We start from the raw sequence: 26,059 nt of genomic DNA, 5'->3' as shown, positions 1-26,059 counted from the left end.
CGGCTCAGGCGGGGCGCCGCGCGCCCGCGTCGACGGGCAGGGTGACGCCCAGGACGGTGTCGACGACGAGCGCCGGGTCGTCCCACATCGGCACGTGGCCGACGCGGGGCAGCCGCACGAACACCCGGAGCACCCGGAAGGTCCACAGCAGCCGCCGCAGGTCCCAGCCCGAGCGCCAGGAGCACCAGCGGGGACCCGGCCCCGGACCGGTAGAGCTCGGGTGGGGTCATCGCGGCCTCCTCGTCCCCCGGCGGGGCGGCTGCGGCCCCCGGCAGAACGTATCGTCCGTTACGGTCGAGCGCGGGATCCCGCCGCAGCGACCCGGCCGTCGTCCCTGCCCCACCCGGAGGACACCCGCATGGCCCGCACGGCCACCCCCGTGACGTTCTTCGACGCCGCCCTGCGCCTGCTCGCCGGGCCCGGGCTCCCGGCCCTGCGCATCGGCCGCCTCTGCGGCGAGGTCGGCGTCACCAGCGGCAGCTTCTACCACCACTTCGGCAGCTGGGACGGCTTCGTCGCCGCCCTGCTCGACCACTGGGCGGCCGAGGAGGTCGACCGACCGCTGGAACTCGTGCGCCGGGCCGACGTCCGGGACCCGGGCGAGCGCGTGACCCTGCTCAAGGGCCTGGCCCTGACGATCCCCCACGACGCCGAGACCGCCATCCGCCGCTGGGCGGGTACCGACACGGCGGTGGCCGCCGCCCAGCAGCGCGTGGACGACGGCCGGCGGGACGCGGTGCGGGAGGTCATCGCGCCGCTGATCGCCGACCCGGCGCTCGTCGCCGTGCTCGCCGAGGTCGGCCTGTCCCTGCTCGTCGGGCACCAGCAGCTGCACCACGGCGGTCCCCCGGTGGACCTCTCCGACCTGCTCGACCAGTTCGAGCTGCTCGTGCGCAGCCACGCCGACACCCCGGCGCGGGGCTGACCCGCTACCGGTTCAGCTGGATCGGCAGCGCCTTCACGGCGTTGACGAAGTTGCTCGTCAACCGGTCCGGCTCGCCCACCTCGAAGTCGGGGGCGGCCGTGAGGAGGCGGCGCCAGATCTCGCGCAGCTGGGTGCGGGCGAGCATGTTGCCCATGCAGAAGTGCGGCCCGCCGCCGCCGAATCCCTGGTGCGGGTTCGGGTCGCGGGTGACGTCGAGGCGCAGCGGGTCGTCGAACACCGCGGTGTCCCGGTTCCCGGACTCGTAGAACATGACGACCTTGTCGCCGGCCGCGATCCGCTGTCCCCGCAGCTCGGTGTCCTCGGTCGCGGTGCGCCGGAACGTCAGCACGGGGCTCGCCCAGCGCACCATCTCCTCCACCGCGGTCCCGAGGCGCCCGTCGAGGTCGTCGAGCAGCCGCGCCCGCTCGTCGCGGAACCGGGTCAGCGCGACGGCGCCGTGGGCGATGGTGTTCCGGGTGGTGTCGTTGCCGGCCACGGACAGCAGCACGAAGAAGGCGCCGATCTCGGAGTCGGTCAGCGACTGCCCGTCGACCTCGGCCTGCACCAGGTTGGTCATGAGGTCGTCCTGCGGATGCGCCCGGCGCTCCTCGGCGCACTGCAGGCCCGGTCCGAGCAGCGCGAACAGCGCCTGGGCGCTGAGCTCCACCGGGTCGTCCACGCCGTGCCGGGCGCGCACCTCCGGGTCGTTGGCGCTGACCAGCAGGTCGGCCGCCTCGGCGAGCGCGTCCTGCTGGTCCTCCGGCAGGCCCATCATGTCGTAGATCATCGCCATCGGGAGCCGCCGGCAGACGAGCTGCACGAAGTCGCCGTCGCCGTGCTCGAGCAGCTCGGCGACGATCGCGTCGGCCCGCTGCGCGATGCGGTCCTCCAGCCGCCGGATCTGCTTGGGCGTGAACGCCGCCCCGACGAGCTTGCGCAGCTGGGCATGGCGCGGCGCGTCCATCGCGAGGAACGACTGGCTGGCCTCCAGCAGCTCCGGCGGTGCGTCCTGGAACTGCACGCCCTGCCCCGAGCAGAAGGTCGCCGGGTTCTTCGAGACGTGGGCGATGTCGGCGTGGGTGACGACGGCCCAGAACCCGGGGTCGTCGTCGGCGACCATCAGCCCCTCGGCCGGCGGGTGCCAGGACAGGGGGCGCTCGGCGCGCAGCTGGGCGAACGACTGCTCCCGCTCGTCGGTCGACCGGGACCAGAAGGCGAGGGTGGACAGGTCGACCGGGTCGTGGTCGGGCTTCTCGCCGGTGGACGCGCCCGCGGTGGTGGTCATGCCCCTCGCCTCCTGGTGTCGTGCCGGGGTCAGTCCTGCAGGGAGAGCGCCTCGGTCGGGCAGGCCTCACAGGCCTGGCGGATCTCGTCCTCGCGCCCGTCGGGCACCTCGGTGAGGTGCAGGGTCAGCGACCCGTCGTCCTCCACCTCGAAGACGTCGGGCGCGATCGACTCGCACATCCCGAGCCCGCTGCACTTGTCGTAGTCCACGGCGATCCGCATGTCCCCCGGTCCTCCTTCGTCGACGACGACGCGCTCCCCCGGACCATAACGTGCATCATGCTATGGCGGCGAGGGACATCACGTTTCCGTCGGATACCCGGTGGCGGCCGCCCGTGATCCGGGGCCCCGGCTCCTACTTCGGGGGCAGGTGGCGGTGCACGAAGTCCGCCGCCCGGTCGAGGGCCTCGACGGCCTCGTCGAGATGGGCGTGGAGGCTCTGGAAGACGTGGGGGACGCCCGCGGTGACGTCGAGGACCACGTCGACGTCGTGGTGCGCCGCGCGCACCGCGAAGCGCGTCGAGTCGTCGAGCAGGACCTCGTTCGTGCCGACCTGCAGCAGCAGCGGAGGCAGACCCCCGAGGTCGCCGACGACGGCCGGGCTCACGAGGGGCTGGCGGGGCTCGGCCCCCGCGAGGTAGTGCGCGGACAGCCGGGCGAGGTTCTCCCGGTCGAAGAGCGGGTCGACGCCCTCCTTGGCGTCCATGCTGTCGCCGCTGCGGGTCGCGTCGAGCCCCGCGGAGAAGAGCACGGCGCAGGCGGGCCGCGGCAGCCCCTCGTCGCGGGCCCGCAGCAGCGCGCCGACGGTGAGGCCGCCGCCGGAGGAGTCGCCGGCCACGACGATCCGCTCGGGCGGCGTCCCCTGTTCGAGCAGCGCGCGGTATGCGGCGAGCCCGTCCTCGATGGCCGCCGGGAACGGGTGCTCGGGGGCCAGCCGGTAGGCCGGACAGACCGCCGGGGCGCCGACGCCGCGGACCAGGGCCGCCGTCAGCGTCGCCGCCGTGCGGGGTGAGCCGTAGACCCAGCCGCCACCGTGGAAGTAGAGGATGGTCGCGTCCACGCGTGCCTCGTCGGGCGTGATCCACAGCGCCGGGCGGCCGGCGAGCGAGGAGTCCGCGAGCGTGACACCGGCCGGCGGCGGGCCGACGGTCGTGTACATCTCGAAGAATTCGCGCAGCTCGTCCGGCGGGAGGCTCGTGTCGAGCCGGGCGGCCCGCATCAGACGGTCGATCTCGGCGCGCTGCTGCTGCGTCACGAGGTCATGAGATCAGGCGGGCGATCACGTGCGTCGACCGCCTTCGGGACCGTGGTGAGAGGTCCGGTCGGAACTCCTGAGCGGCTCCCCAGCGCGGCCAGGAGCCCCGACCGGAACCCGGAGGGGTCACGCCGACGATCCCCCGGAGACCGTCCGCGACCTGTTGGGCAGAGGATGGCCGCACACCATCCCGGGAAACCCGGTCGCCCGTGGTGAACCGGTTCAGCGTCGGCGGGCGTCAGCCTTCGCCATCCCCGGACCCGACGTACTGCGCGCGCAGGTCCTTCTTGAGGATCTTGCCCGACGCGTTGCGGGGCAGCTCGTCGACGACGTCGACCGAGCGCGGCCGCTTGAAGCCCGCGATCCGCTCCTTCGTCCACTCCAGGAGCTCGTCGGGGTCGATCGACTGCCCCTCCGCCGCCACGACGACCGCCTTGACGGTCTCGCCCCACTTGTCGTCCGGGACCCCGATCACCGCGACGTCGGAGACGGCCGGGTGCTGCGCGACGACGTTCTCCACCTCGATCGGGTACACGTTCTCGGCACCCGTGACGATCATGTCCTTGATGCGGTCGGTCAGGAACAGGTAGCCCTCGTCGTCGAGATAGCCGCCGTCGCCGGTGCGCAGCCAGCCGTCCGAGGTGATCGACTTCTCGGTCTCCTCCGGCCGCTGCCAGTAGCCGGAGGTCACCTGCGAGGAGCGGATCCACACCTCGCCGACCTCGTTCGCGGCGAGCTCCTCGTCGGTGGACGGATCGACGACCCTGAGCTCGACCCACGGGTAGGCGCGGCCCGCCGAGCGCATGAGGTGGGCCCGGGGTCCGTCGGGGTCGTGGTCGTCGGGGTCGAGCTGGGTGATCGCCCCCGTCGTCTCGGTCGAGCCGTAGACCTGGAAGAGCGGGGCGCGGAACGTCTCGAGGACGGTGTTGAGCACCGTGCCGGTGATCGGCGACGCGCCGTAGGCCACGGCGCGCAGCTTCGACCAGTCCCGCTGCGCCGCGCCCGGGACCTGGCACAGGAACTGCAGGACCGCGGGCACGAGGAAGGCGTTGGTGATGCCCTCGTGCTCCATGGTGTCGAGCAGCTGCGGCGGCACGATGTCGGCGACGAGCACGACGCGGGCCCCGAAGGACAGGCACACCAGGGCGAACCCGGACCCGCCGATGTGGAAGAGCGGCATGGCGACCAGGCCGACCGACTCGTCGTCGAAGCTCCAGTGCCCGCCGACCGAGAGCAGTGCCCCGAAGTTGCGGTGGGAGAGCAGCACGCCCTTCGCCCGCCCGGTGGTCCCGGAGGTGTAGAGCTGCAGGACGGTGTCGGTGTCCTCGGCGTCCGCCGCCGGGTCGGTCCGCTCGGTGAGGCCGTCGACCCAGCCCTCGTAGTCCTCGCCGACCACGAGGACCCGGCGCCCGCCGTCGTCGAGCTTCTCGCGCAGCTCGGCGAAGTCGGGGCCGAGGACGACGAGGCCGGCGTCCGAGTCGCCGGTGAGGTCGATCAGCTCGTCCGGGGTGAGCCGGAAGTTGAGCGGGGCCACCGCGGCCCGGACCGTCGCGGCGGCGAAGAGCAGCTCGAAGAACTCGGCCGCGTTCTTCCCGATCCACACCACCCGGCCGCCCTCGCCGACCCCGAGCCCGAGCAGCCCCGTCGCGATCCGCGCCGCACGCTCGTCGAGCTCGGCGTAGGTCAGCGAGCGCTCGCCCCCGGTCAGCGCGGTCTGCGCACCGCGGTCGTGGGCGTGGTCGCGGACGATGTCGGTCAGCCGGAACGGGGCCACGGCACCTCCAGGTCAGGGCGGGAATCGGCATCGGTGACCGCGGACACACGGCGCGGGCGGCACCGTAGCGGGAGCGACGGACGCCACGGAAGAGTCAGGGTTGACCGTTACGGGTCGCCCGGGGAGGCTTACCGGGCAGTAGGACGCCGGCAGTCGGTCGTCCGGCAGGGAGGAGCCCCGGGTGGAGCGCACGATCTTCGACGACGAACACCACGCCTTCCGGGAGATGGTGCGGGACTTCCTGGAGAAGGAGGTCGCGCCGTACCACGAGGACTGGGAGAAGCAGGGCCACGTCAGCCGCGACGTGTGGCTGTCGGCGGGCAAGACCGGGCTGCTCGGCCTCGACGTCGAGGAGCGCTTCGGCGGTGGCGGGGTCGACGACCTGCGCTTCATGTGGATCCTCACCGAGGAGATCTCGCGCAGCGGCTTCTCGGGGCTGGGCTTCCCGCTCTCGAACGACGTCGTGACGCCCTACCTCACCGAGCTGACCACCGAGGAGCAGAAGGAGCGCTGGCTCCCCCGCTTCTGCTCGGGCGAGATGATCACCGCGATCGCCATGACGGAGCCCGGCACCGGCTCCGACCTGCAGGGCATCCAGACCAAGGCCGTCCGCGACGGCGACGAGTGGGTCATCAACGGCGCCAAGACCTTCATCACCAACGGGATCATGAGCGACCTCGTGATCGTGGTGTGCAAGACCGACGCCGACGCCGGCTCGCACGGCTTCTCGCTGATCGCGGTGGAGCGGGACACGCCCGGCTTCGAGCGCGGCCGCCACCTCGACAAGATCGGCATGGTCGCCCAGGACACCGCCGAGCTGTCCTTCACCGACTGCCGGGTGCCCGCCTCGAACCTCGTCGGCCAGGAGGGCCAGGGCTTCATCCACCTGATGCAGAACCTGCCCCGCGAGCGGATGTCGATCGCGATCGCCGCGACCGCCGGCGCCGAGAAGGTCCTCGACGACACGATCACCTACGTCAAGGAGCGCAAGGCCTTCGGCCGGCCGATCGCCTCGCTGCAGAACACCCGGTTCACCGTCGCGGAGCTGAAGACGAAGCTCGCCGTCACCCGCGAGTTCGTCGACCGCTGCATCGTCGAGCTGAACGCCAAGAAGCTCGGCCCGGCCGACGCGTCGATGGCCAAGTACTGGGCGACCGAGACCGCCAAGGAGGTCATCGACCGGTGCCTCCAGCTGCACGGCGGCTACGGCTACATGCGGGAGTACCCGGTGGCCAAGGCGTTCCTCGACAACCGCGTGCAGACCATCTACGGCGGCACCACCGAGATCATGAAGGAGATCATCGGGCGGGTCGTCCTGAGCTGAACGGTCAGCCCTGACCGGTCCGGCTCGTCGTCGTTCCGAGCGAGGGGCACCGTCGGTCGATCTACTCGACCGGAGGTGCCCTTCGTTCGGTCAGGAGCGCCGTCAGCCCCACCGCGGGTCGCGGCCGGAGAGCGCGACGAGGCGGTCCAGCGGCGGCGCGTCGTCGGCGACGGCGACCCGCGGCGCGAAGGGCTTGCCCTCGCCCTGGTAGTCCTCGGTGAGCATCATCGGCGCGAACCCCAGGGAGAGCTCGAGTCCCTCGGCGGGCGGATCCCACGCCTGGCCGGTCGCGGCGGCGAGGTCCCAGCCGTGGACCTGGTACTCCCACAGGATCATCGAGAGCGCCATCTGCCCCGGCATCGACGCCTCTCCGAGCACGAGCGGACGGTTCGCCGCACCGGCCCGCAGCGCCTCGTCGAGCCGCGCGGCGGACGCCCGGATCGCGGCGGCCGCGTCGTCCGGGGCCCGGTAGCCGGAGAGGTCCGCCCGCGGTGCCCGCCCCTCGGGGTCCGCGTACCCGGCGCTGAAGGTGTCCAGCCAGCCGACGACGTGCTCGAGCAGTGCCTCGACGTCGAACTCGGTGCAGGGCGTCGGCGCGTGCCGGGAGTCGTCGTCGACCCCGTCGGCGATGCCGGCGAGGTCGGTCAGGACGGTGTGCAGGTGCGCGCGGGTGTCCGCGGCGGTCGGTGCTCCGGTCATGACGAGCAGCCTGCCGGGGACGCGGCGGGCGGGATTGAACTTTCGCGACCGCCCTACCCTGGCCGCGTGGACGGGCCCGCCCCCGTGGAGAGAGACAGCCGCGGCATCCTCGACCCCTGGCTGCTGCGGCAGCGGGTCGCCTTCACGCGCCACCCGCCGACGCCGCCGCTCTATGGTCTCGTCGACCGGTTCTGGGCCGTGCGGTGGGACCTGCCGATCGGCACCGCGCACCGTCAGGAGGTGCTCACCCACCCGTCGGTCAACCTCTCCGTGGGCACCCCCGACGCCCGCGGCCGGCGCACCGACCCCGAGGCGCGGGTGACCGGCGTGGCCACCGACCTCGTCGACCGGGAGCTCGCGGGGAACGGCTGGACGGTCGCGGCGATGACGACCGTCGGCGGCTTCGGCGCGTTCGTCCCCGGGCCGGTCTCGTCCCTGGTGGACCGCGTGGTGGACGTCGACGTCGTCCCCGGTCTCGACGGCGGGTCCCTCGTCACCGCGGTCACCACGGCCGGGGGCGACGCCGGCACCGACGACGCCGCGCGGGAGCCGGCCCGCGTCGCCGTCCTCGCCCGCGCCCTCGAGGAGGTCCTCGCGGCGGCCGACCCGGCCCGGGTGGAGCAGGCCCGCGAGGTCGCCGCGGTCGCGCGGATCGCCGAGACCGACCGGGGGCTGCGCCGTCTCGACGACCTCGCCGCCCGCGCCGGGGTCGCCCCACGCGCCCTGCAGCGCCTCTTCGCCCGCCACGCCGGGGTGTCGCCGACGTGGGTCCTGCGCCGCTACCGGCTGCTCGAGGCCGCCGAGGCCGTCCGGGAGGGCGAGCGGGTGGTCTGGTCGGACGTCGCGAGCGCGTTGGGGTACGCCGACCAGGCCCACCTCGTCCGCGACTTCCGTGCGGCGCTCGGCCGCACCCCCGAGGCGTACGCCCGCGCGCTGCGGTGAGCCCTCAGAGCAGGAGCGCCTTCGTCAGCTGCTTCCACTGCGCCAGGTGCGGGTCGGTCGCGTGGTCGCGGGGGTCGAAGCCGTAGGTCAGGGCCACCCCGCGCATGCTCGTGAGGAGCATCTCGCGGACCGCCGGGTAGTGCTCGCACGCGAGGTAGTGCTCGAACACGGCGTCCAGCGTCTGCCGGATCGCCGCGCCCAGGCGCCGCTCGGCGGGGAGCAGGGCCGCCGCGAGCGCCGGGTCGGTGCGGGCCGCCGTCCAGAGCTCGACAGACGCCCAGAAGTACGGCTGGCGGAACGTCGACCACATCTCCTCGACCACCCGGTCGATGCGCCCCTCCGGGTCCTCCTCGACGGCGGGCAGCTCGGCCGCCGCCAGGCCGTCCGAGGCGAACCGGGTCGCGGCGAGGTGCTGGGCCGCGGCGACGAGCAACGTCTCCTTCGACGGGAAGTGGTGCAGCAGCCGGCCCCGGGAGACCCCGGCGCGCGCCTGGATCGTCAGCGTGGTCGTGCCGGCGTAGCCGGACTCGACGAGGCAGGTGACGGCGGCGTCGAGGATCCGCTGGCGGCTGTCCGAGGTGCGCTGCTCCCGGGACCGCCGGGGACCCGCGGCGCGCCGGGCGGGCGCACGCTCCGCGGGGCGCTCGGAGGCCTCGTCGAGCAGCGGTTCCGTCCCGTCCGCGGTCATCCGCCGTCCCTCCCCTCGTCGGTCGTGCGGTGGGGAATCGTCGCGGACCCGGCACCGGACGGTCAACGCTGACCGTCCCGGTGCGCGGCGCGTGTCCGGCCTGGCCTCCCCGTGGGGGCCACCCCTTCCACCCTTGCCTACTCGCCGGTAACGTCACCGGCCGAACCGCGGGCCGACCGTTGACAGGCGCTACAAACAGTCCATCATGACTGTCAGGAGCGCAGGGCGGCCCGCCCCGCAGGGGCGAACCGGCCCCGCCGCTCCGCTCGCCCGAACGCCGTTGGAAGGGACCCCCACCCGTGACCGAGGCATACATCTACGACGCCATCCGCACCCCGCGCGGGCGGGGCAAGGCGACCGGGTCGCTGCACGAGGTGAAGCCCGTCTCGCTCGTCGTCGGGCTGCTGGACGAGCTCCGCAACCGCAACCCGGAGCTCAACCCGGAGCACGTCGAGGACGTCGTGCTCGGCTGCGTCTCCCCGATCGGGGACCAGGGCGGTGACATCGCCAAGACCGCGGCCATCGCGGCGGGCATGCCCGACACCACCGGCGGCGTGCAGCTCAACCGCTTCTGCGCCTCCGGCCTCGAGGCGGTCAACCAGGCCGGTCAGCGCGTGGCCTCCGGCTGGGAGGACCTGATCATCGCCGGCGGCGTCGAGTCGATGTCGCGCGTCCCGATGGCCTCCGACGGCGGGCCGTGGGCCATGGACCCGGAGACCAACTTCAAGACCGGCTTCGCGCCGCAGGGCATCGGCGCCGACCTCATCGCCACCATCGAGGGCTTCTCGCGCGAGGACGTCGACTCCTACGCGCTCGAGTCGCAGACCCGCGCCGCGAAGTCCTGGGCCGATGGCGCCTTCGACCGCTCGATCGTGCCGGTGAAGGACCGCAACGGGCTGACGATCCTCGACCGCGACGAGCACATGCGCGAGACGACACTGGAGGGCCTCGCGGGCCTCAAGCCCTCGTTCGCCGGCATCGGCGAGATGGGCGGCTTCGACGCCGTGGCGCTGCAGAAGTACCACTGGATCGAGAAGATCGACCACGTCCACCACGGCGGCAACTCGTCGGGCATCGTCGACGGCGCCGCCCTGGTGCTGGTCGGCAGCGAGTCGGCCGGCAAGGCCAACGGCCTCACCCCGCGCGCCCGCATCGTCGCCACCGCCGTCTCCGGGGCCGACCCGACGATCATGCTCACCGGCCCGACGCCGGCCTGCCGGAAGGTGCTCGCCAAGGCCGGGCTGACGGTCGACGACATCGACCTCCTCGAGATCAACGAGGCCTTCGCGGCGGTGCCGATGAAGCTCATGCGCGACCTCGGCTTCCCGCACGAGCGCACCAACGTCATGGGCGGCGCCATCGCCCTCGGCCACCCGCTCGGGGCGACCGGCGCGATGATCATGGGAACGATGGTCGACGAGCTCGAGCGCCGCGACCTGCGCCGCGCCCTCGTCACGCTGTGCATCGGCGGCGGCATGGGCGTCGCCACGATCATCGAGCGCGTCTGACCCGCCCTCCCACCACTCGTCCGTAGCGAAGGAGCACGAAGAGCAGTGAGCGACAACATGTTCCGGTGGGAGGCCGACGGCGACGGCATCGTCACGCTGACGATGGACGACCCGGACGCCTCGGCCAACACGATGAACGAGCGCTTCGGGCGGGACCTCGACGCGACGCTGACCCGGCTGGAGTCCGAGAAGGACTCGATCACGGGGGTCGTCCTGACCTCGGCGAAGAAGACGTTCTTCGCCGGCGGGAACCTCGAGGACCTGCGCAACTACGGCCCGTCGGAGGCGCAGAAGGCCTACGACCAGTCGCAGGCCATCAAGACCGCGCTGCGACGCCTGGAGACCTTCGGCAGGCCCGTCGTCGCGGCGATCAACGGCGCCGCGCTCGGCGGCGGCCTCGAGATCGCGCTGGCCACCCACCACCGCATCGCGCTCGACGCCAAGGGCTCGAAGATCGGGCTCCCCGAGGTCACGCTCGGCCTGCTGCCCGGTGGCGGTGGCGTCGTCCGCACCGTGCGCCTGCTCGGCATCGCCGACGCCCTCATGCAGGTCCTGCTGCAGGGCCAGCAGCGCAACCCGCGCGCGGCGCTCGAGGCCAAGCTCGTCGACGAGGTCGTCGACACCCCCGAGGAGCTGCTGAGCAAGGCCAAGGAGTGGATCCGGGCCAACCCCGAGGCCGTCCAGCCCTGGGACGTCAAGGGCTACAAGATCCCCGGCGGCACGCCGAGCGTGCCGAAGTTCGCGCAGAACCTCCCGGCCTTCCCGGCCAACCTGCGCAAGCAGCTCAAGAACGCCCCGATGCCGGCGCCGTACAACATCATGTGCGCCGCGGTCGAGGGGTCGCAGGTCGACATCGACAACGCCGCGAAGATCGAGTCGCGCTACTTCGCCGACCTCGTCGTCGGCCAGGTCTCGACGAACATGATCAACGCGTTCTTCTTCGACCTGCAGTCGATCAACAAGGGCGGCTCGCGGCCGTCCGGGTACGACAAGCACAGCGCCCGCAAGGTCGTCGTGCTCGGCGCCGGGATGATGGGCGCGGGCATCGCGTACTCGTGCGCGATGGCCGGCATCGAGGTCGTCCTCAAGGACGTCGCCCTCGCCAACGCCGAGAAGGGCAAGGACTACTCGAAGAAGATCCTCGACAAGGCCGTCTCGCGCGGGAAGTCGACCCAGGAGAAGGCCGACGAGGTCCTCGCCCGGATCACCCCGACCGAGAAGCCCGAGGACGCCGCCGGCGCCGACCTCGTCATCGAGGCCGTCTTCGAGAGCCCCGACCTCAAGAAGCAGGTCTTCGCCGAGATCCTGCCGCACCTCGCGCCCGACGCGGTGCTCGGCTCGAACACCTCGACGCTGCCGATCACCGACCTCGCGACCGGTGTCGACCGCCCCGAGGACTTCGTCGGCCTGCACTTCTTCTCCCCGGTCGACAAGATGCCGCTGCTGGAGATCATCCGCGGCGAGAAGACGTCCGACGCCACGCTGGCGAAGGCCGTCGACATCGCGCTCCAGATCCGGAAGACCCCGATCGTCGTCTCCGACTCGCGCGGGTTCTTCACCAGCCGCGTCATCGGGACGTTCATCAACGAGGCCGTGGCGATGCTCGGCGAGGGCGCCGCGCCGTCGTCGATCGAGCAGGCCGGCTCCCAGGCCGGCTACCCCGCCCCGCCGCTGCAGCTGATGGACGAGCTGACCCTGACGCTGCCGCAGCACATCCGCGAGGAGACGAAGAAGGGCGTCGAGGCGGCCGGCGGCACGTGGGTGAGCCACCCGTCCGACGCGATCGTCGACCGCATGGTCGAGCTCGGCCGCAAGGGCCGCTCCTCGGGCGCCGGGTTCTACGACTACGACGCCGAGGGCAAGCGGACCGGGCTGTGGTCGGGCCTGGCCACCGAGTTCGGCGCCGCGAAGGGCGACCTGCCGTTCGAGGACATGCAGGAGCGGATGCTCTTCGCCGAGGCCCTCGAGACCGTGAAGTGCTTCGACGAGGGCGTGCTGCACACCATCGCCGACGCCAACATCGGCTCGATCATGGGCATCGGGTTCCCGGCCTGGACCGGCGGCGTCGCCCAGTACATCGACGGCTACCCGGGCGGCCTGCCCGGCTTCGTCGAGCGGGCCCGCATCCTCGCCAAGGCCTACGGCGACCGGTTCGCGCCGCCGGCGTCGCTGGTCGAGAAGGCCGAGAAGGGGCAGAACCTGCGCGACTCGCTCTGAGTCGGGCTGCCCACACGCCCCTCTGGGCGCACGAACGGCCGGTTCGTCACCTTCTCGCGTGACGAACCGGCCGTTCGTCTTTTCCGGCCCCGACCACTACCGGTCAGGGCTGACTGTCTCGTAGGGTCCCGACGACGGGTCACGACGGTTGCGGTGGAGGAACACGGCATGGGTGTGCTGGACGGCGTCAAGGTGGTCGAGGTGGCCGGCATCGGGCCGGGCCCGTTCGCGGCGATGATGCTGGCCGACCTCGGGGCCGACGTGCTGCGCGTCGACCGCACCGCGGGCGGCGGCCTGCAGCTCGGCGACCCGACCAAGGACGTCCTCGCCCGGGGCCGGCGCTCGGTCGCCCTCGACCTCAAGTCCCCCGAGGGCGTCGAGGTCCTGCTCGACCTCGTCGCCTCCGCCGACGTGCTCCTCGAGGGCTTCCGGCCCGGCGTCGCCGAGCGGCTCGGCTTCGGCCCCGACGTCTGCCACGAGCGCAACCCGCGCCTGGTGTTCGGCCGCATGACCGGGTGGGGCCAGGACGGCCCGAACGCCCAGCGCGCGGGCCACGATCTGACCTACCTGGCCACGGCCGGCGTCGTCGGGCACGTCGAGGGACCGGACGGTGCGCCCGGCATCCCGATGAACCTCGTCGGGGACTTCGGGGGCGGCGGCATGCTGCTCGTCGTCGGCGTCCTCGCCGCGCTGGTCGAGCGGGGGACGTCGGGGAAGGGCCAGACCGTGGACGCCGCGATCGTCGACGGCGGCGCCCTGCAGATGGCGATGATCTTCGGGATGCGCGGGCAGGGCCTGTGGCCGAACCCGCGCGGGCGCAACCTGCTCGACGGCGGCGCCCCGTTCTACGAGACCTACCGCTGCGCCGACGGCAAGTACGTCGCCGTCGGGGCCATCGAGCCGCAGTTCTACGCCGCGCTGATGTCCGGGCTGGGCCTCGAGGGCGAGGACATCGCGTCGGGCCAGTGGGACCTGCGCCGCTGGCCCGAGTTCACCGCCCGGCTCGCCGAGGTCTTCGCGACCCGCTCCCGCGACGAGTGGGCCGCCGACCTCGAGCCGACCGAGGCCTGCGTGGCCGCCGTCCTCGAGATGGAGGAGGCCGCGGAGCACCCCCACATCGCCGCCCGCGGCACCGTCACCGAGGCGTTCGGGGTGCGCCAGCCCGCCCCGGCGCCCCGCTTCGACCGGACGCCGAGCGCGGCGCCGACCCCGCCCGCCGTCCCGGGCCAGCACACCGTCGAGGCCCTGGTCGAGTGGGGCCTCGACGCCGACCGGGTCGAGAAGCTGCGCGCGGCCGGCGTCGTCACGCAGGCGTCGGGGTGATGACCCGGCGCCGCACGGCGCCGGGTGGCACGATCACGCGCGTCCGGGACCGCCCGGCCGCGCGGAGGGGGTCCACGTGTTCGGTCCGCGGACGCTCGCACGGGCGCTGGGCAACGTCCGGGACCGCGTGCTCGAGGGTCCGATCGCCGACCTGCGCCGCATGCCGCGCGTCGCGATCGACACCGGCCCCTCCGACACCGACGCGTGGTCGGTCGGCCGGGCCCACGGACTCGCCCGCGCGGGCCAGGTGAGCACCTACCGCTACGCGGTGCACCCGACGGCGCGCCTGCGCGGGGCACCGGTGCTGCTCGTGTCCCCGCTCGGTGCCTGCGGGGTGGCCTTCGACCTGCGGCGCGGCTGCAGCCTCGTCGAGCACCTCGTCGGGGAGGGCCGGCACGTCCACCAGGTCGACGACGAGGACGTGGTCGGCCACGACGCCCCCTCGCCCGGCTCGCCGGCGGACCTCGCGCGCTGGGTGGACGACATCCTCCCGCACGTCGTCCGGCTCGTGTCCGCGCACCACGACGGCGCCCCGGTCCACGTCGTCGGGTGGTCGCTCGGCGGCCTCGCCTGCGTCCTGGCGGCCGCGGCCGACCCGACGCTGCCCATCGCCTCCCTCACCGCCCTCGCCACGCCCTTCACGCTCGAGCCGGTGCCCGAGCACGTCCCGTCCCGCCCCCTCGCCGTGGCGGCCGGCGGCCCCGTCCTCGCCACCGTGCAGACCCTGCTCGGGCTGGTCCCGACGGTGCCGCCGATCCCGCAGTTCCTCTCCGTGGGCGCGGTGGGCGCCTTCCTCACCACCCCGCTCACGGTGGCCTCCCACCTCGCCGACCGGGACTTCCTCGCGCAGCTCGAGGCGATCGACGACCTGCGCGCCCTCGTCGGGGCGCAGGCCGAGCTGGTGGGCGCGACCTTCCACGCCATGGTCGGGCCGGGCGAGCTGGAGCGGGGCAGCGTGACCGTCGGCGGGCGCCGGGTCGACCTGGCCGAGCTGCGCCGGCCGGTACTGCTGGTGTCCGGGGAGGACGACGTCGTGGTGCCGCCCCGTGCGGTGCGGGCGGGGTCGGCGGTGCTCTCCGGCGCGGACACCTCGCTGATGACCGCACCCGGCGGCCACCTCGGGGTGGTGTGCGGCCGGGCCTCGCGCGACCGCCTCTGGCCCGCCCTGTGCGCGTTCCTCGACCGGCACGACCCGCCGGCCGAGATCGAGCCGGACCGGCGGACGTCCCGCCGTGCCCGGCGTGCGGTCCGCCGGCCGCTGCCCGCGGCCCACCCGAGGACCCCGGACCCGGAGGCCGCCGAGGAGAGCGCGCCCGCGGCCTCCCCGGACCGGTCCGGGGACGCGCCGCGGCCGTCCGCCGGGCGCCGCGGGCGACCGGCGCCCAAGCCCGCGACCCGGACCCGCGGCCGCGAGGGGTAGGCCCGGCCCGCCGAGGGCCCCTCGGCCGGTCGTCTAGGCTCCGAACCGTGGTTTCCCTGCGCGAGGCGCGCCGCGACAAGGGATGGTCACAGACGGCCGCGGTGGCCCGGTTGCGCGAGCTCGCGGATGCCGGGCGGGTCGAGGTGGCCTCGGCGGCGAGCCTGAAGACCCAGCTCTCGCGCTGGGAGAACGGGACCGTCCCCGAGGAGCCCTACCGCACGCTGCTGGCCGAGCTGTACGGCCGCGAGCTCGGCGAGCTCGGCATCGACGTGACACCCCACTGGGAGCGCAGCCACGAGATCCCCGACCTGCTCGCGGAGATCCGCGACGAGCTCCGCACGATCAGCGGGCTGCTGCGCGAGCAGCGTCGCGGCTGACCCGGCGCCGCACCCACCCGCACACGACGAAGGCCCGCCCGGACGCGGGTCCGGGCGGGCCTTCGGGCGAGGTGCTCAGCTCACGGAGCGGCGACGCTCGACGGAGTGCAGCGGCGGGTACTCGGTACGGTCCTCGGTCGCGAGCACGAGGCTCAGCGCGCCGAGCGAGACGGTTCCGAGGGCGACGACCGCCTCGGCGGTCAGGTCGAGGACATCGGCGAGCGGGCGCAGGGGTGCAGTGAGCAGGGTCACGACGTAGGTGCCTCCGAACGAGTGAAGAGGAACCGGCGGACGCATGCCGTCCGCCACGGACATCTCCCATCCTGTCGGACAGGTGGGTGCCCATCCAACCCGTTCGAGACGAGTTCACACCCATGTTTCACGACACAGCGACGAAGGGTCGTTGGACTGAGACAAACGGTCATCGATGTCCGGTCGGTGGCAACTCCCCGTGACCACACGGCGGAGGGCCTCCCGGAGTTCGTACAGTCGCGGGGTGCGCTTCCGCCAGCTCGGTTCCAGCGACCTCCAGGTGTCCGAGATCTCCCTCGGCTCCTGGCTCACCTACTCCGGCGGGGTCGAGGCCGACGCCACCGCCGCGTGCACCCGCGCCGCGTTCGACGCCGGCATCACCTTCTTCGACACGGCCAACGTCTACGGCCGCGGCGCGGCCGAGACGGCCTGGGGCGGGATCCTCGCCGACTACCCACGCGAGGAGTACGTCCTCGCGACCAAGGTGTACTTCCCGATGTCGGACACCGACCGCGGGCTGTCCCCCGCCCAGATCGCCAAGCAGATCGACGCGTCGCTGCAGCGTCTGCGCACCGACCACGTCGACCTCTACCAGTGCCACCGCTTCGACTCGCGGACCCCCATCGAGGACACCATGGAGGCCCTCGCCGACGTGGTCCGCGCCGGGAAGGCCCGCTACCTCGGGTTCAGCGAGTGGAGCCCGGACCAGATCCGGGCGGGGCTCGAGGCGGCCCCGTCGGACGTCACGTTCGTCTCCTCCCAGCCGCAGTACTCGATGCTGTGGCGCGCCCCGGAGGACGGCGTGTTCGAGGCCTCGCAGGAGAACGGCATCTCCCAGATCGTCTGGTCGCCGTTGGCCGAGGGCGTGCTCACCGGCAAGTACCTGCCCGGCGAGCCCGTGCCGGTCGACTCGCGCGCCGCCAGCGACGAGATGAACGGCTTCATCAAGCAGAAGCTCACCGACGCCACGCTCGAGGCCGTCCAGCGGCTGCGCCCGGTGGCCGACGGCGCGGGCCTGACGATGCCCGAGCTGGCCCTCGCGTGGGTGCTGCGGCGTCCCGAGCTCGCGTCGGCGATCGTCGGGGCCTCCCGGCCCGAGCAGGTCCACGCCAACGCGAGGGCGGCGGGCATCGAGCTCACGCCGGACACCCTCGCCGCGGTCGACGAGGCCCTCGGCGACGTCCCGGTGACCGGCTACCGGCTGGCGCCCGGCGCCTCCGAGGCGATCGCGCACCGATAGGGCTGCGCCCATGTGAACGGATGTGGTCGTCGGGACGACCACATCCGTTCACATGGCCTACCTCGGCATCCGCCGCCACACCGCCGCCGGGAGCAGCCGCATCACGACGGCGAGCACCCGCAGCGGCGCCGGCACCCACACCACGTCCCGACGCCGGGCCAGTCCGGCGGCGACCGCGTCGGCCACCTCGTCCGGCGTCGAGGACAGCGGCGCCGGGGCCAGGCCGCTGTCCGCGGTCATGCGCCCGACCACGAAGCCGGGCCGGACCAGCGTCAGGTGGACCCCCGAGCCGTGCAGCGCGTCGGCCAGCCCCGAGGCGAACCCGTCGAGCCCGGCCTTCGCGCTGCCGTACACGTAGTTGGCGCGGCGCACCCGCCAGCCGGCGACCGACGAGAACACCACGATCTCCCCGTGCCCGCGGGCCCGCATCCGTGCCGCGACGCGGGTGAGGATCCCGACCTGCGCGGTGTAGTCGGTGTGCACGACGGCGAGCGCGTGCTCGGCGTCGACCTCCGCGCGCTGCTGGTCGCCGAGGACCCCGAAGGCGACGACGACGGTGTCCGGCGCCCCGTGCTCGCGCTCCACCGTGTCGAGCAGCGCGGCGTGCGAGGCGAGGTCGTCGGCGTCGAACTCCACGGTGGCGACACGCACCGACCCGGCGTCGGCGAGGGCGCGGGCCTCGGCGGCGAGGTCGTCGGCGCGGCGGGCGGCGAGGACGACCGTGGACGCGCGCCCCTCGGCGACCAGGCGCCGGGCGAGGGCGACGCCGATCTCGCTGCGACCACCGAGGACGAGGACGGTGTCGGGCACGCCGGGCAGCCTCGCAGCCGTCGCGACGGCGAGGGACGGCAGGGCCTAGCGTTGGTGGCCCTGGGCGGCTCCCGAACCGCCCGAGGAGGACCCGAGGGGGTCGGGGTGAAGATCGTGACGGCGCTCGTCCGCCCGCACGCGCTCGACGCGGTGCGCCGCGCGCTCGAACGGCACGCGGTGCTCGGGATGACGATCACCGAGGTCGAGACGTGCGAGGGCGGCCACGTCGAGATCCACAAGGGCGCCCGGGTCGAGGTCGGCCTCGCGCCGCGCCTGCGGGTGGAGTCGGTGGTGGACGACGAGATCGTCGAGCGACTGCTCGACCAGCTGGTCACCAACCTCGACGGCGGCGACGGGCAGCTCTGGGTCCGCCACGTGGACCTCGTCCTGCGGGTGCGCACCGGCGAGCGGGGCCACGACGCGGTGTGACGGGGAGGTCGGTGGCCCCGGGGATGCTGGGGGGTGCGTCCCCGGGGCCGGTCCGGTCGCGGGGGGCACGACCGACCATGACCTACGTTACGCCCACCACGGCCGGGTCCGGACCGACTTCCACCCGGATGGACACGATTCCCGAGCAGGGGCTGCGCCGGACGGTCGACGACCGGGCCTGAACGGGTGCCGACCGCCGGGAAGCCTCCGCCGCCACCGCGGTGCCGGCCGAAGGCGCGTGCCGGACACGACAAAGCCCCCGACCGCCGTGCTGGTCAGGGGCTCTGTGGCGGGTCCAGGATTCGAACCTGGGTAGCTTTCGCGACGGATTTACAGTCCGCTCCCATTGGCCGCTCGGGCAACCCGCCGGGGCGCCGCCTCGCCGGACGGCGTCGAGAAGACTACAAGCCGACGTCCGGAGGATGAGCACCAGGGGGTGGGTGTAGACCGGACACCGCCGTCCACCCCAGCGCAGGAGGAGACCGTGGCCAACCCGTCGTTCGACGTCGTCTCGAAGGTCGACCGCCAGGAGGTCGACAACGCCCTCAACCAGGCCGCGAAGGAGCTCACGCAGCGCTTCGACTTCCGGGGGACCGGGGCCTCGGTGACGTGGGCCGGCGAGGAGGCGATCACCATCGCCGCCGAGACCGAGGAGCGCTGCACCGCCGCGATCGACGTCTTCAAGGAGAAGCTGATCAAGCGCGGGATCTCGCTCAAGGCCTTCGAGATCGGCGAGCCCGCGGTGTCCGGCAAGACCTACCGGGTCACCGGCTCGCTCGTCCAGGGGATCTCCAAGGACAAGGGCAAGGAGATCTCGAAGGTGATCCGCGACGAGGGCCCCAAGGGCGTGCAGTCGCAGATCCAGGACGACCAGCTGCGGGTGACCGGGAAGAAGAAGGACGACCTGCAGGACGTCATCTCCCTGCTCAAGGGACACGACTTCGGGATCGCCCTGCAGTTCACGAACTACCGCTGACGCGTCCCGCCACGGGGGCCGTTCGCTCGCCCGGAGCGGGCCCTCCGACCCTGGGCCTGGCGCGGCCCGCGGCGCCGACTGGGCCTGCACGCCGTCGACGGGAGGGGCCGGGCATGAGCTTCAAGGACAGGATGCAGGCCGGGGCCGACGTCCTGGCGCGCAAGGGCATGGACGCCGCCGCGAAGGGGCAGGCGCGGGTCGAGGCGATGCAGGCGAAGCGACGCGGCGACGACCTGCTGCACGACCTCGGCGCCGCCGTCTACCTCGAGCGCCGCTCCGGCGGGACCACCGAGACGATCGAGAACCTCCTCGCCGAGCTCGACCGGCACGCCGCCGAGCACGGCCTGGACACCTCGCCCGACGCGACCCGACCGGCTGCCGCGAGCCCCGGGACGTAGCCCGCGTCGCGATCGGCCGCGACCCGGCACCACAGGTCGCCCACGTCGACCCCGAGACGCTCCAACAGGGCCACCCCGGCGCAGTCCGGGTCGGCCAGCACCGCCGCGGCCACGTCGGCGACCTCCAGCTCGGGGACGCCGTGACGGTCCGCGCGCCGCTGCGCCGCCCCGACGGCCACCCCGGCCCGCAGGCTCAGCGCCGGCGAGGCCGGCGGCCGGGTCCGGCCCTCCCGGCCCGCCCGGCCCGCCCGCGGCAGCAGCGCGCGCAGGGCCTCCGGCTCGATCCCGGCGAGCAGCCCCGTCCCGGACTCCCGGTCCTCGCGGACGAGCCCGAGCACCAGGTGGGCCGTCCCGATCGCGGGCGCCCCCAGCGCCGTCGCCTCCTGCCCGGCGAGCTCCAGGACCCGGGTGTAGCGGCGGTGACGCGGCGGCAGGCACATGCAGGCAGCCTCACGCGGCGCCGCCACGACCACCTCGGGGACGACCCCCGAGGTTCCTCCGGGTCTCCCTCGACCGCGCGACGCGCTGTACCTCTTACCGGTAGTAGCCCGTACGCGCTGTTTGCTGTTACCTTCGGTCGCACCTACAGCAACGGAGGTGGATGGTGGGCGTCCGGCGTCAGCAGGACTACGGCTTCTTCGGTCCCGGCTCGGTGACCTGGCGCGTGTGGCGCTATCCGACCTCGGTCGTGCTCGGGTTCCTCCGGGCCGTCGTCATCGAGGAGCTCGACCCCCACCTCGTCGCCTCCGTCGACCAGTCCGGGCAGGTCAAGCAGCGCCCGAAGCTGCGCTACGACCGCACGATGCAGTACTTCGCGACGGTGAAGTTCGGCGACGCCGAGTCGGTGCTCCGGGCCTCCGACACCCTCGTGAAGATCCACTCTCGGGCGGTCGGGGACGACCCGGTCACCGGCGGGCGCTACGACGCGAACGACCCGGACTCCCAGCTCTGGATCCACCTCACCGCGTGGCACTCGATCCTCTACACCTACGAGGTGTTCGGCCCGGGGAAGCTCACCGAGGCCGAGGAGGCGCAGTACTGGGAGGAGTGCGCGCGGGCCGCCGAGTTCCAGACGATCGACCCGGCCGACATCCCCCGTACCCGCGACGGCGTCCGCGCCTACTTCGCGGCCTACCGCCCGCGGCTGGTGGGCTCCGAGGTCGCGCAGGACATGATGGACTTCCTGCTCGACGCGAGCACGACCGTCCTGCCGGAGCGCATGCCCGCGCCCCTGCGGTTCGTGTTCAACACCATCGCGCGCCGCGCCGTCATCGCGACGCTGCCGCGCTGGATGCGCAAGCTCGGCGCCACCCGGCAGTCCGGGCTCACCGACCGGGTCGCCATCGCGCTCACGCGTCCCGTCGTCCGGGCGGTCGCCGCGAGCACCTGGCTGCAGGTGTGGGCGCTCCGGCTCGCGAGCCCGCGCACCGTGCCGATCCTGGAGCCCGTCCTGCGGGGCGTCCCGCCGGTGCGCCCGGTGGTCCGCGAGCCCGCCGAGGCCCGCGCGCAGTACGGCATCACCGACCCGCGCGAGCAGTACGCCGCGATCCTGGCCGAGCGGGCCCGCCAGGCGGGCCCGGTGCCCTACCCGAAGCACCACCGCGAGGAGCTCCTGCCCTTCCCCGCCTGACGCCGCGGTTCCCCGGGCCCGCGCCTCCCGGGGAACCCGCGGCGGTCACGCGCGGCGGCGCGGGCGGCCCGGGGCGAGCTGGTGGGCACCCGCCGCCCCGGCCACGGCGGCCGTCGTCAGCAGGCCGTACCAGAGCGCGTCGCCGGCGAGCCCGTCGGCGGCCGGGACCGCGCTGGTCACCGGAGTCGCGGCGGTCACGGTGGTCGCGGTGGTCGCGTCGGTGTGCACCGCCGGGGCCGCCGAGGCGACCGCGACCAGCGGCCCGGCCCCGAGCCCGAGGGCGGCGGCGCCGGCGAGGACCGCGGTGGCGGGACGGGCCGGACGGACACGACGGTGCGCGCGGTGAGCAGACACAGGACTCCCCCGAGAGGTGTGGCCGGATCGCGAACGGCACCGCGAACCGGCGCCGTGGGGGCTGCCGGGGGCCGTTCTGCCGGGGATGTCGCACCCGCGGCCGCCGTCGTTATCGATCCGCGACGCGGCCACACGATCGGGCGAGGACGCCGCCCGGTACGGCACCGGGGATCGGCGTCGGGGCCGCCGTCTACAGTCGGGCCCGTGAAAGGGATCGTGCTGGCGGGGGGCAGCGGGACCCGGCTGCACCCGGTGACCCGGGCGGTGTCCAAGCAGCTGCTGCCCGTCTACGACAAGCCGATGATCTACTACCCGATCTCGGTGCTCATGATCGCCGGGATCCGGGACATCCTGATCATCTCCACCCCCGTCGACCTGCCCGCGTTCCAGCGGCTGCTCGGCGACGGCCACGAGCTGGGCGTGCGCTTCTCCTACGCCGAACAGGCCGAGCCCAACGGGCTCGCCGAGGCCTTCCTCATCGGCGCCGAGCACATCGGCGACGACGCCGCCGCCCTCGTGCTGGGCGACAACATCTTCCACGGCCAGGGCTTCTCGACGGTCCTGCAGCGCGCCGTCGCCCAGGTCGAGGCCGACAAGGGCGCCACCCTGTTCGGCTACCCCGTCGGCGACCCCGAGCGCTACGGCGTCGGCGAGGCCGACGCCTCGGGCCGGCTGATCTCCATCGAGGAGAAACCGGCCGAGCCCCGCAGCAACCGGGCCATCACCGGGCTCTACTTCTACGACAACGACGTCGTGCGCCTCGCCGGCGAGCTCGAGCCCTCCACCCGCGGCGAGCTCGAGATCACCGACCTCAACCTGGCCTACATGAACCGCGGCGACGCCCGCCTGATCGACCTCGGCCGCGGCTTCGCCTGGCTCGACACCGGCACCCACGAGTCGCTCATCGAGGCCGGCCAGTACGTCCAGGTCCTCGAGCACCGCCAGGGCGTGCGCATCGCCTGCCTCGAGGAGCTCGCGCTGCGCGAGGGCTGGATCACCCCCGACGACGCCCTGCGCCTCGGCACCGCCCAGGCCAAGTCCCGCTACGGCGAGTACGTCATCGACGTCGCCCGCCGCGCCCTCGCCACCGGGGTGGTGCGCCCCGGGCCGCCCTCGTGACCGACCGCGACCTCGTCGGCCACGGACCGACCGCCCCGCTCGGGCGGTGGCCCGACGGCTCGCTGGTCGCGGTCAACGTCGTCGTCAACGTCGAGGAAGGTGCCGAAGCCTCCTGGCCCGACGGCGAGGGCAACGACGCCTGGGGCGAGTACGCGCTGCCGATCGACCCGGCGGTCCGCGACCTGGGCACCGAGGGGCACTACGAGTTCGGCTCCCGGGTCGGCATCTGGCGCCTGGTCCGGCTCGTCGAGCGGTTCGACGTGCCGGTCACGTTCGGCGTCTGCGCGCGGGCCCTGGAGCGCAACCCGCCCTTCGCCGACTGGCTGCGGCGCAGCGACCACGACGTCCTCGGGCACGGGTACCGGTGGGCCGAGGTGACCGCGATGACCGAGGACGAGGAGCGCGCGGACCTCGAGCACGCGATGCGGGTGCTGCCCGAGCTGGTGGGCCGCCCGGTGCGGGGCTGGTACGTGCGGTCGTTCCCCTCCGAGCGGACCCGGCGCCTCGCCGCGGCCCATCCCGACCTGACCTACGACAGCGACGCCGTCAACGACGAGCTGCCCTACTGGACCGACGTCGACGGCTCGCCGTGGCTCGTCGTGCCGTACTCCAAGGTCACCAACGACACCCGCTACTTCCTCGCGCCCACCTACGCGACCCCGCGCCACTTCGCCGAGACGCTGATCGGGGCGGCGGGCCTCCTGCTCGACGAGGCCCGCGCCGGCGCCGGGGCCCGGCTCATGACGGTCGGGCTGCACCCCCGGTGGAGCGGGCAGGCCGCCCGGGCCGTCGCCGTGCGCGACTTCCTCGCGTGGGTGGCCGGGCAGCCGGGGATCTCGCTGGTGCACCGCCAGCAGGTCGCCGACTGGTGGACCGAGCACGTCCCGCCCCCCGGCGTGGCCGGGAGCGGTGGGGGGAAGCCGGGCGCATGGACATCACCGACCGCGTCGTCGTGATCACCGGCGCCTCGTCCGGCATCGGCGAGGCGACCGCCCGCCTCGCGCACGCCCGCGGGGCACGGGTCGTGCTCGCCGCCCGGCGGGAGGACCGGCTGGCCGCGCTGGAGAAGGAGCTCGACGGTTCGGTCGCGGTCACCGCGGACGTGACGCGCGCCGAGGACCGCCGGCGGATCGTCGACGCGGCGCTCGAGCGCTTCGGCCGCGTCGACGTGCTGGTCAACAACGCGGGCCGCGGCCTGCACGTGCCGCTCGCCGACGTCGACCCGGCCGACTACGCCGCGATCCTCGACCTCAACGTCGGCGCCGCGCTCGCGATGATGCAGGCCGTCGTGCCGGCGATGCGCGAGCGGGGCGAGGGCGCCGTCGTCAACATCAGCTCGGGCACGAGCAGGAGGGTGATCCCCGGCCTCGGCGCGTACGCGGCGACGAAGTCGGCGCTGAACATGCTGTCGGCCGTCGCGCGGGCCGAGTGGGCCGGCGACGGGATCGTGGTCTCGACGGTGCTGCCGACCTACACTGAGTCGGAGTTCCACGACAAGCTCCAGGCCGGCGCCGACCGCTTCCGCGGGCCCGGCGCCGGCGACACCGCCGAGCACGTGGCCGAGGAGATCCTGCGCGCCGTCGAGACCGGGGTCGAGGAGATCGACCTGCCGCGGGTGGGATGAGGGCGCGCGGTGACGTTCCTCGGGGTCGACATCGGCACGTCGTCGTCGAAGGGCGTGCTCGCCGGCGCCGACGGCACCGTCGTCGCCCGCGCCGAGGTGGAGCACGTGACGTCGACCCCGCGCCCGGGCCGGGTCGAGCACGACGCCGAGGACGTGTGGTGGACGGACTTCACCACGCTGTGCCGTGAGCTGCTCGACGGCCGGGAGCCGCCCGACGCGGTCGGCGTCTCCGGGATCGGCCCGGTGCTGCTCCCCGCCGACGCCGACGGCCGCCCGCTGCGCCCGGCGATCCTCTACGGCGTCGACACCCGCGCGACCGCGGAGATCGCCGCGCTGACCGACGAGCTCGGCGCCGCGGAGATCCTGCGCCGGGGCGGCACGCCGCTCTCCAGCCAGGCCGTCGGGCCGAAGTGGCGGTGGCTGCGGGACCACGAGCCGCACGTGTACGACGCGACCCGGCTCTTCCTCATGGCGAGCTCGTTCCTCGTGCACCGGCTGACCGGCGAGTACGTCCTCGACCACCACTCCGCGAGCCAGTGCGACCCGATGTACGACCTCGAGGCCGCCGACTGGGCCCACGACTGGGCCGAGCTGGTCGCGCCGGGCCTGGTGCTGCCCCGCCTCGCCTGGCCGACCGAGGTCGCCGGCACGGTCACCGCCGAGGCCGCGGCGACGACCGGGCTGCGGGCCGGTACGCCGGTCACCGCCGGGACGGTCGACGCCTGGGCGGAGTCGGTGAGCGCCGGGGTCCGCGACCCCGGCGACACCATGGTCATGTACGGCACGACGATGTTCCTGGTGCAGGTCACGCCCGCACCCGCCCGGCACGAGAACCTCTGGGCGACCCGGGGCGTCGCGCCCGGCTCGTTCACCACGGCCGCCGGGATGGCGACGTCCGGGGCGATCACCGCCTGGCTGCGCGACCTCACCGGGCGCGGCTACGACGAGCTCGTCGCGGCGGCCGCCGAGGTCCCGGCGGGGAGCCGCGGTCTGCTGCTCCTGCCGTACTTCGCGGGCGAGCGGACGCCGGTCTTCGATCCGGACGCCCGCGGCGTCGTCGTCGGGCTGACCACGGCGCACGGGCGCGCCGAGCTGTACCGCGCCGCGCTCGAGGGCATCGCGCACGGCGTGCGGCACAACCTCGAGGCCTTCGCCGACGCGGGCGGCCCGGCGTCACCGCGATTGGTGGCGGTCGGCGGCGGGACCCGGGGCGGACTGTGGACGCGGATCGTCAGCGACGTCGCCGGCCTCGCGCAGGACGTCCCCGCCGACACCACCGGCGCGGCGCTCGGGGACGCGTTCCTCGCGGCCGCCGCGGTCGGGGCCGCCGACGACGTGCGGGCGTGGAACCCGATCGCGGAGACCGTCGAGCCCGACCCGGCGCACCGGGAGCTCCACGACGCGTTCCACCGCCACTACCGCGCCCTCTACGGGGCCACTGCCGACACCGCGCACTTCCTCGCGGAGCAGCAGCGGCGCGCGGACCGCTGA

27 protein-coding genes and 1 tRNA gene are annotated in these 26,059 nt (G+C 73.8%); 16 read left to right on the top strand and 12 right to left on the bottom strand.

Annotation, left to right across the window (positions count from 1 at the left end):
* Window positions 1-4 precede the first annotated feature (4 nt).
* Window positions 5-133 (bottom strand): hypothetical protein, encoded by a 129-nt coding sequence (locus HH311_RS32755; protein ID WP_282439659.1) that lies wholly within the window; start codon window positions 131-133, stop codon window positions 5-7.
* A 225-nt stretch (window positions 134-358) separates the two neighbouring features.
* Between HH311_RS32755 and HH311_RS19355 the strand changes: the two genes are divergently transcribed.
* Window positions 359-925, top strand: a complete 567-nt coding sequence (locus tag HH311_RS19355; RefSeq protein WP_169185312.1) for a TetR/AcrR family transcriptional regulator — start codon at window positions 359-361, stop codon at window positions 923-925.
* 4 nt (window positions 926-929) lie between these two features.
* On the opposite strand, the gene HH311_RS19350 is transcribed toward HH311_RS19355, so the two are convergent.
* The 4 genes from HH311_RS19350 to HH311_RS19335 all read right to left on the bottom strand — a co-directional run bounded on the left by HH311_RS19350 (window position 930) and on the right by HH311_RS19335 (window position 5,238).
* A complete protein-coding gene (locus HH311_RS19350; protein WP_169185311.1) occupies window positions 930-2,210 on the bottom strand; it encodes a cytochrome P450 in 1,281 nt (426 codons plus the stop codon).
* 29 nt (window positions 2,211-2,239) lie between these two features.
* The gene (locus tag HH311_RS19345) at window positions 2,240-2,431 is read right to left on the bottom strand and encodes a ferredoxin (RefSeq protein ID WP_169185310.1); all 192 of its coding nucleotides are present in this window, start codon (window positions 2,429-2,431) and stop codon (window positions 2,240-2,242) included.
* A 133-nt stretch (window positions 2,432-2,564) separates the two neighbouring features.
* Window positions 2,565-3,464, bottom strand: coding sequence for an alpha/beta hydrolase (locus tag HH311_RS19340; RefSeq protein WP_169185309.1), 900 nt, complete (start codon window positions 3,462-3,464; stop codon window positions 2,565-2,567).
* Window positions 3,465-3,702: 238 nt separating this feature from the next.
* The gene (locus HH311_RS19335) at window positions 3,703-5,238 is read right to left on the bottom strand and encodes a long-chain-fatty-acid--CoA ligase (RefSeq protein WP_312030246.1); all 1,536 of its coding nucleotides are present in this window, start codon (window positions 5,236-5,238) and stop codon (window positions 3,703-3,705) included.
* Window positions 5,239-5,419: 181 nt separating this feature from the next.
* Between HH311_RS19335 and HH311_RS19330 the strand changes: the two genes are divergently transcribed.
* Window positions 5,420-6,562 (top strand): acyl-CoA dehydrogenase family protein, encoded by a 1,143-nt coding sequence (locus tag HH311_RS19330; RefSeq protein ID WP_169185308.1) that lies wholly within the window; start codon window positions 5,420-5,422, stop codon window positions 6,560-6,562.
* 102 nt (window positions 6,563-6,664) lie between these two features.
* Here HH311_RS19330 and HH311_RS19325 read toward each other — a convergent pair whose 3' ends face one another.
* Entirely contained in the window at window positions 6,665-7,261 is a 597-nt protein-coding gene (locus HH311_RS19325) for a TIGR03086 family metal-binding protein (protein WP_169185307.1), read from the bottom strand.
* A gap of 66 nt (window positions 7,262-7,327) precedes the next feature.
* Between HH311_RS19325 and HH311_RS33415 the strand changes: the two genes are divergently transcribed.
* Window positions 7,328-8,203: an AraC family transcriptional regulator gene (locus HH311_RS33415; protein WP_169185306.1), complete on the top strand. Its 876-nt coding sequence runs from the start codon at window positions 7,328-7,330 to the stop codon at window positions 8,201-8,203.
* A 4-nt stretch (window positions 8,204-8,207) separates the two neighbouring features.
* Here HH311_RS33415 and HH311_RS19315 read toward each other — a convergent pair whose 3' ends face one another.
* On the bottom strand, window positions 8,208-8,891 hold the full coding sequence (locus tag HH311_RS19315) for a TetR/AcrR family transcriptional regulator (RefSeq protein WP_169185305.1): 684 nt from the start codon (window positions 8,889-8,891) through the stop codon (window positions 8,208-8,210).
* 299 nt (window positions 8,892-9,190) lie between these two features.
* Here HH311_RS19315 and HH311_RS19310 point away from each other — a divergent pair, with 299 nt between their 5' ends.
* From HH311_RS19310 to HH311_RS19290, 5 genes are all read left to right on the top strand, one after another.
* Complete coding sequence (locus HH311_RS19310) at window positions 9,191-10,399, top strand: acetyl-CoA C-acetyltransferase (protein ID WP_169185304.1); 1,209 nt, start codon at window positions 9,191-9,193, stop codon at window positions 10,397-10,399.
* Window positions 10,400-10,456: 57 nt separating this feature from the next.
* The gene (locus HH311_RS19305; RefSeq protein WP_169185341.1) at window positions 10,457-12,616 is read left to right on the top strand and encodes a 3-hydroxyacyl-CoA dehydrogenase NAD-binding domain-containing protein; all 2,160 of its coding nucleotides are present in this window, start codon (window positions 10,457-10,459) and stop codon (window positions 12,614-12,616) included.
* A 168-nt stretch (window positions 12,617-12,784) separates the two neighbouring features.
* The gene (locus HH311_RS19300; protein WP_169185303.1) at window positions 12,785-13,939 is read left to right on the top strand and encodes a CaiB/BaiF CoA-transferase family protein; all 1,155 of its coding nucleotides are present in this window, start codon (window positions 12,785-12,787) and stop codon (window positions 13,937-13,939) included.
* 76 nt (window positions 13,940-14,015) lie between these two features.
* Complete coding sequence (locus HH311_RS19295; RefSeq protein ID WP_169185302.1) at window positions 14,016-15,359, top strand: alpha/beta fold hydrolase; 1,344 nt, start codon at window positions 14,016-14,018, stop codon at window positions 15,357-15,359.
* A gap of 47 nt (window positions 15,360-15,406) precedes the next feature.
* The gene (locus HH311_RS19290; protein ID WP_169185301.1) at window positions 15,407-15,736 is read left to right on the top strand and encodes a hypothetical protein; all 330 of its coding nucleotides are present in this window, start codon (window positions 15,407-15,409) and stop codon (window positions 15,734-15,736) included.
* A 75-nt stretch (window positions 15,737-15,811) separates the two neighbouring features.
* On the opposite strand, the gene HH311_RS19285 is transcribed toward HH311_RS19290, so the two are convergent.
* Window positions 15,812-16,051: a hypothetical protein gene (locus HH311_RS19285; protein ID WP_169185300.1), complete on the bottom strand. Its 240-nt coding sequence runs from the start codon at window positions 16,049-16,051 to the stop codon at window positions 15,812-15,814.
* Window positions 16,052-16,232: 181 nt separating this feature from the next.
* Here HH311_RS19285 and HH311_RS19280 point away from each other — a divergent pair, with 181 nt between their 5' ends.
* Entirely contained in the window at window positions 16,233-17,228 is a 996-nt protein-coding gene (locus tag HH311_RS19280) for an aldo/keto reductase family protein (RefSeq protein WP_169185299.1), read from the top strand.
* 57 nt (window positions 17,229-17,285) lie between these two features.
* On the opposite strand, the gene HH311_RS19275 is transcribed toward HH311_RS19280, so the two are convergent.
* Window positions 17,286-18,038 (bottom strand): SDR family NAD(P)-dependent oxidoreductase, encoded by a 753-nt coding sequence (locus HH311_RS19275; protein WP_169185298.1) that lies wholly within the window; start codon window positions 18,036-18,038, stop codon window positions 17,286-17,288.
* 105 nt (window positions 18,039-18,143) lie between these two features.
* Here HH311_RS19275 and HH311_RS19270 point away from each other — a divergent pair, with 105 nt between their 5' ends.
* Window positions 18,144-18,467, top strand: a complete 324-nt coding sequence (locus tag HH311_RS19270; protein WP_169185297.1) for a P-II family nitrogen regulator — start codon at window positions 18,144-18,146, stop codon at window positions 18,465-18,467.
* Window positions 18,468-18,754: 287 nt separating this feature from the next.
* On the opposite strand, the gene HH311_RS19265 is transcribed toward HH311_RS19270, so the two are convergent.
* A tRNA-Tyr gene (locus HH311_RS19265) sits at window positions 18,755-18,835 on the bottom strand.
* Window positions 18,836-18,951: 116 nt separating this feature from the next.
* Between HH311_RS19265 and HH311_RS19260 the strand changes: the two genes are divergently transcribed.
* Entirely contained in the window at window positions 18,952-19,443 is a 492-nt protein-coding gene (locus HH311_RS19260) for a YajQ family cyclic di-GMP-binding protein (RefSeq protein WP_169185296.1), read from the top strand.
* Window positions 19,444-19,702: 259 nt separating this feature from the next.
* Here the strand turns inward: HH311_RS19260 and HH311_RS19255 are convergent, their stop codons facing one another.
* On the bottom strand, window positions 19,703-20,281 hold the full coding sequence (locus HH311_RS19255) for a Clp protease N-terminal domain-containing protein (RefSeq protein ID WP_169185295.1): 579 nt from the start codon (window positions 20,279-20,281) through the stop codon (window positions 19,703-19,705).
* A gap of 164 nt (window positions 20,282-20,445) precedes the next feature.
* On the opposite strand from HH311_RS19255, the gene HH311_RS19250 reads away from it, so the two are divergent.
* Entirely contained in the window at window positions 20,446-21,471 is a 1,026-nt protein-coding gene (locus HH311_RS19250; RefSeq protein WP_312030245.1) for an oxygenase MpaB family protein, read from the top strand.
* Window positions 21,472-21,516: 45 nt separating this feature from the next.
* Here HH311_RS19250 and HH311_RS19245 read toward each other — a convergent pair whose 3' ends face one another.
* Window positions 21,517-21,825, bottom strand: a complete 309-nt coding sequence (locus HH311_RS19245) for a hypothetical protein (protein ID WP_169185293.1) — start codon at window positions 21,823-21,825, stop codon at window positions 21,517-21,519.
* A 204-nt stretch (window positions 21,826-22,029) separates the two neighbouring features.
* On the opposite strand from HH311_RS19245, the gene rfbA reads away from it, so the two are divergent.
* From rfbA to HH311_RS19225, 4 genes are read left to right on the top strand one after another with little or no spacing between them, the layout of a single operon-like run.
* A complete protein-coding gene (gene rfbA / locus HH311_RS19240; RefSeq protein WP_169185292.1) occupies window positions 22,030-22,944 on the top strand; it encodes a glucose-1-phosphate thymidylyltransferase RfbA in 915 nt (304 codons plus the stop codon).
* The gene (locus HH311_RS19235) at window positions 22,941-23,900 is read left to right on the top strand and encodes a polysaccharide deacetylase family protein (RefSeq protein ID WP_169185291.1); all 960 of its coding nucleotides are present in this window, start codon (window positions 22,941-22,943) and stop codon (window positions 23,898-23,900) included. The genes rfbA and HH311_RS19235 overlap by 4 nt, the downstream gene beginning before the upstream one ends.
* Window positions 23,873-24,568, top strand: coding sequence for an SDR family oxidoreductase (locus HH311_RS19230; RefSeq protein ID WP_169185290.1), 696 nt, complete (start codon window positions 23,873-23,875; stop codon window positions 24,566-24,568). Before HH311_RS19235 ends, HH311_RS19230 begins: the two co-directional genes overlap by 28 nt.
* Before the next feature lie 9 nt (window positions 24,569-24,577).
* A complete protein-coding gene (locus tag HH311_RS19225) occupies window positions 24,578-26,059 on the top strand; it encodes an FGGY family carbohydrate kinase (RefSeq protein WP_169185289.1) in 1,482 nt (493 codons plus the stop codon).

The organism is Actinomycetospora sp. TBRC 11914, from assembly GCF_012933465.1.
GTDB lineage: Bacteria > Actinomycetota > Actinomycetes > Mycobacteriales > Pseudonocardiaceae > Actinomycetospora.
The sequence above is the reverse complement of the archived record's forward strand: the minus strand, read 5'-3'. Positions and strand labels throughout refer to the sequence as shown.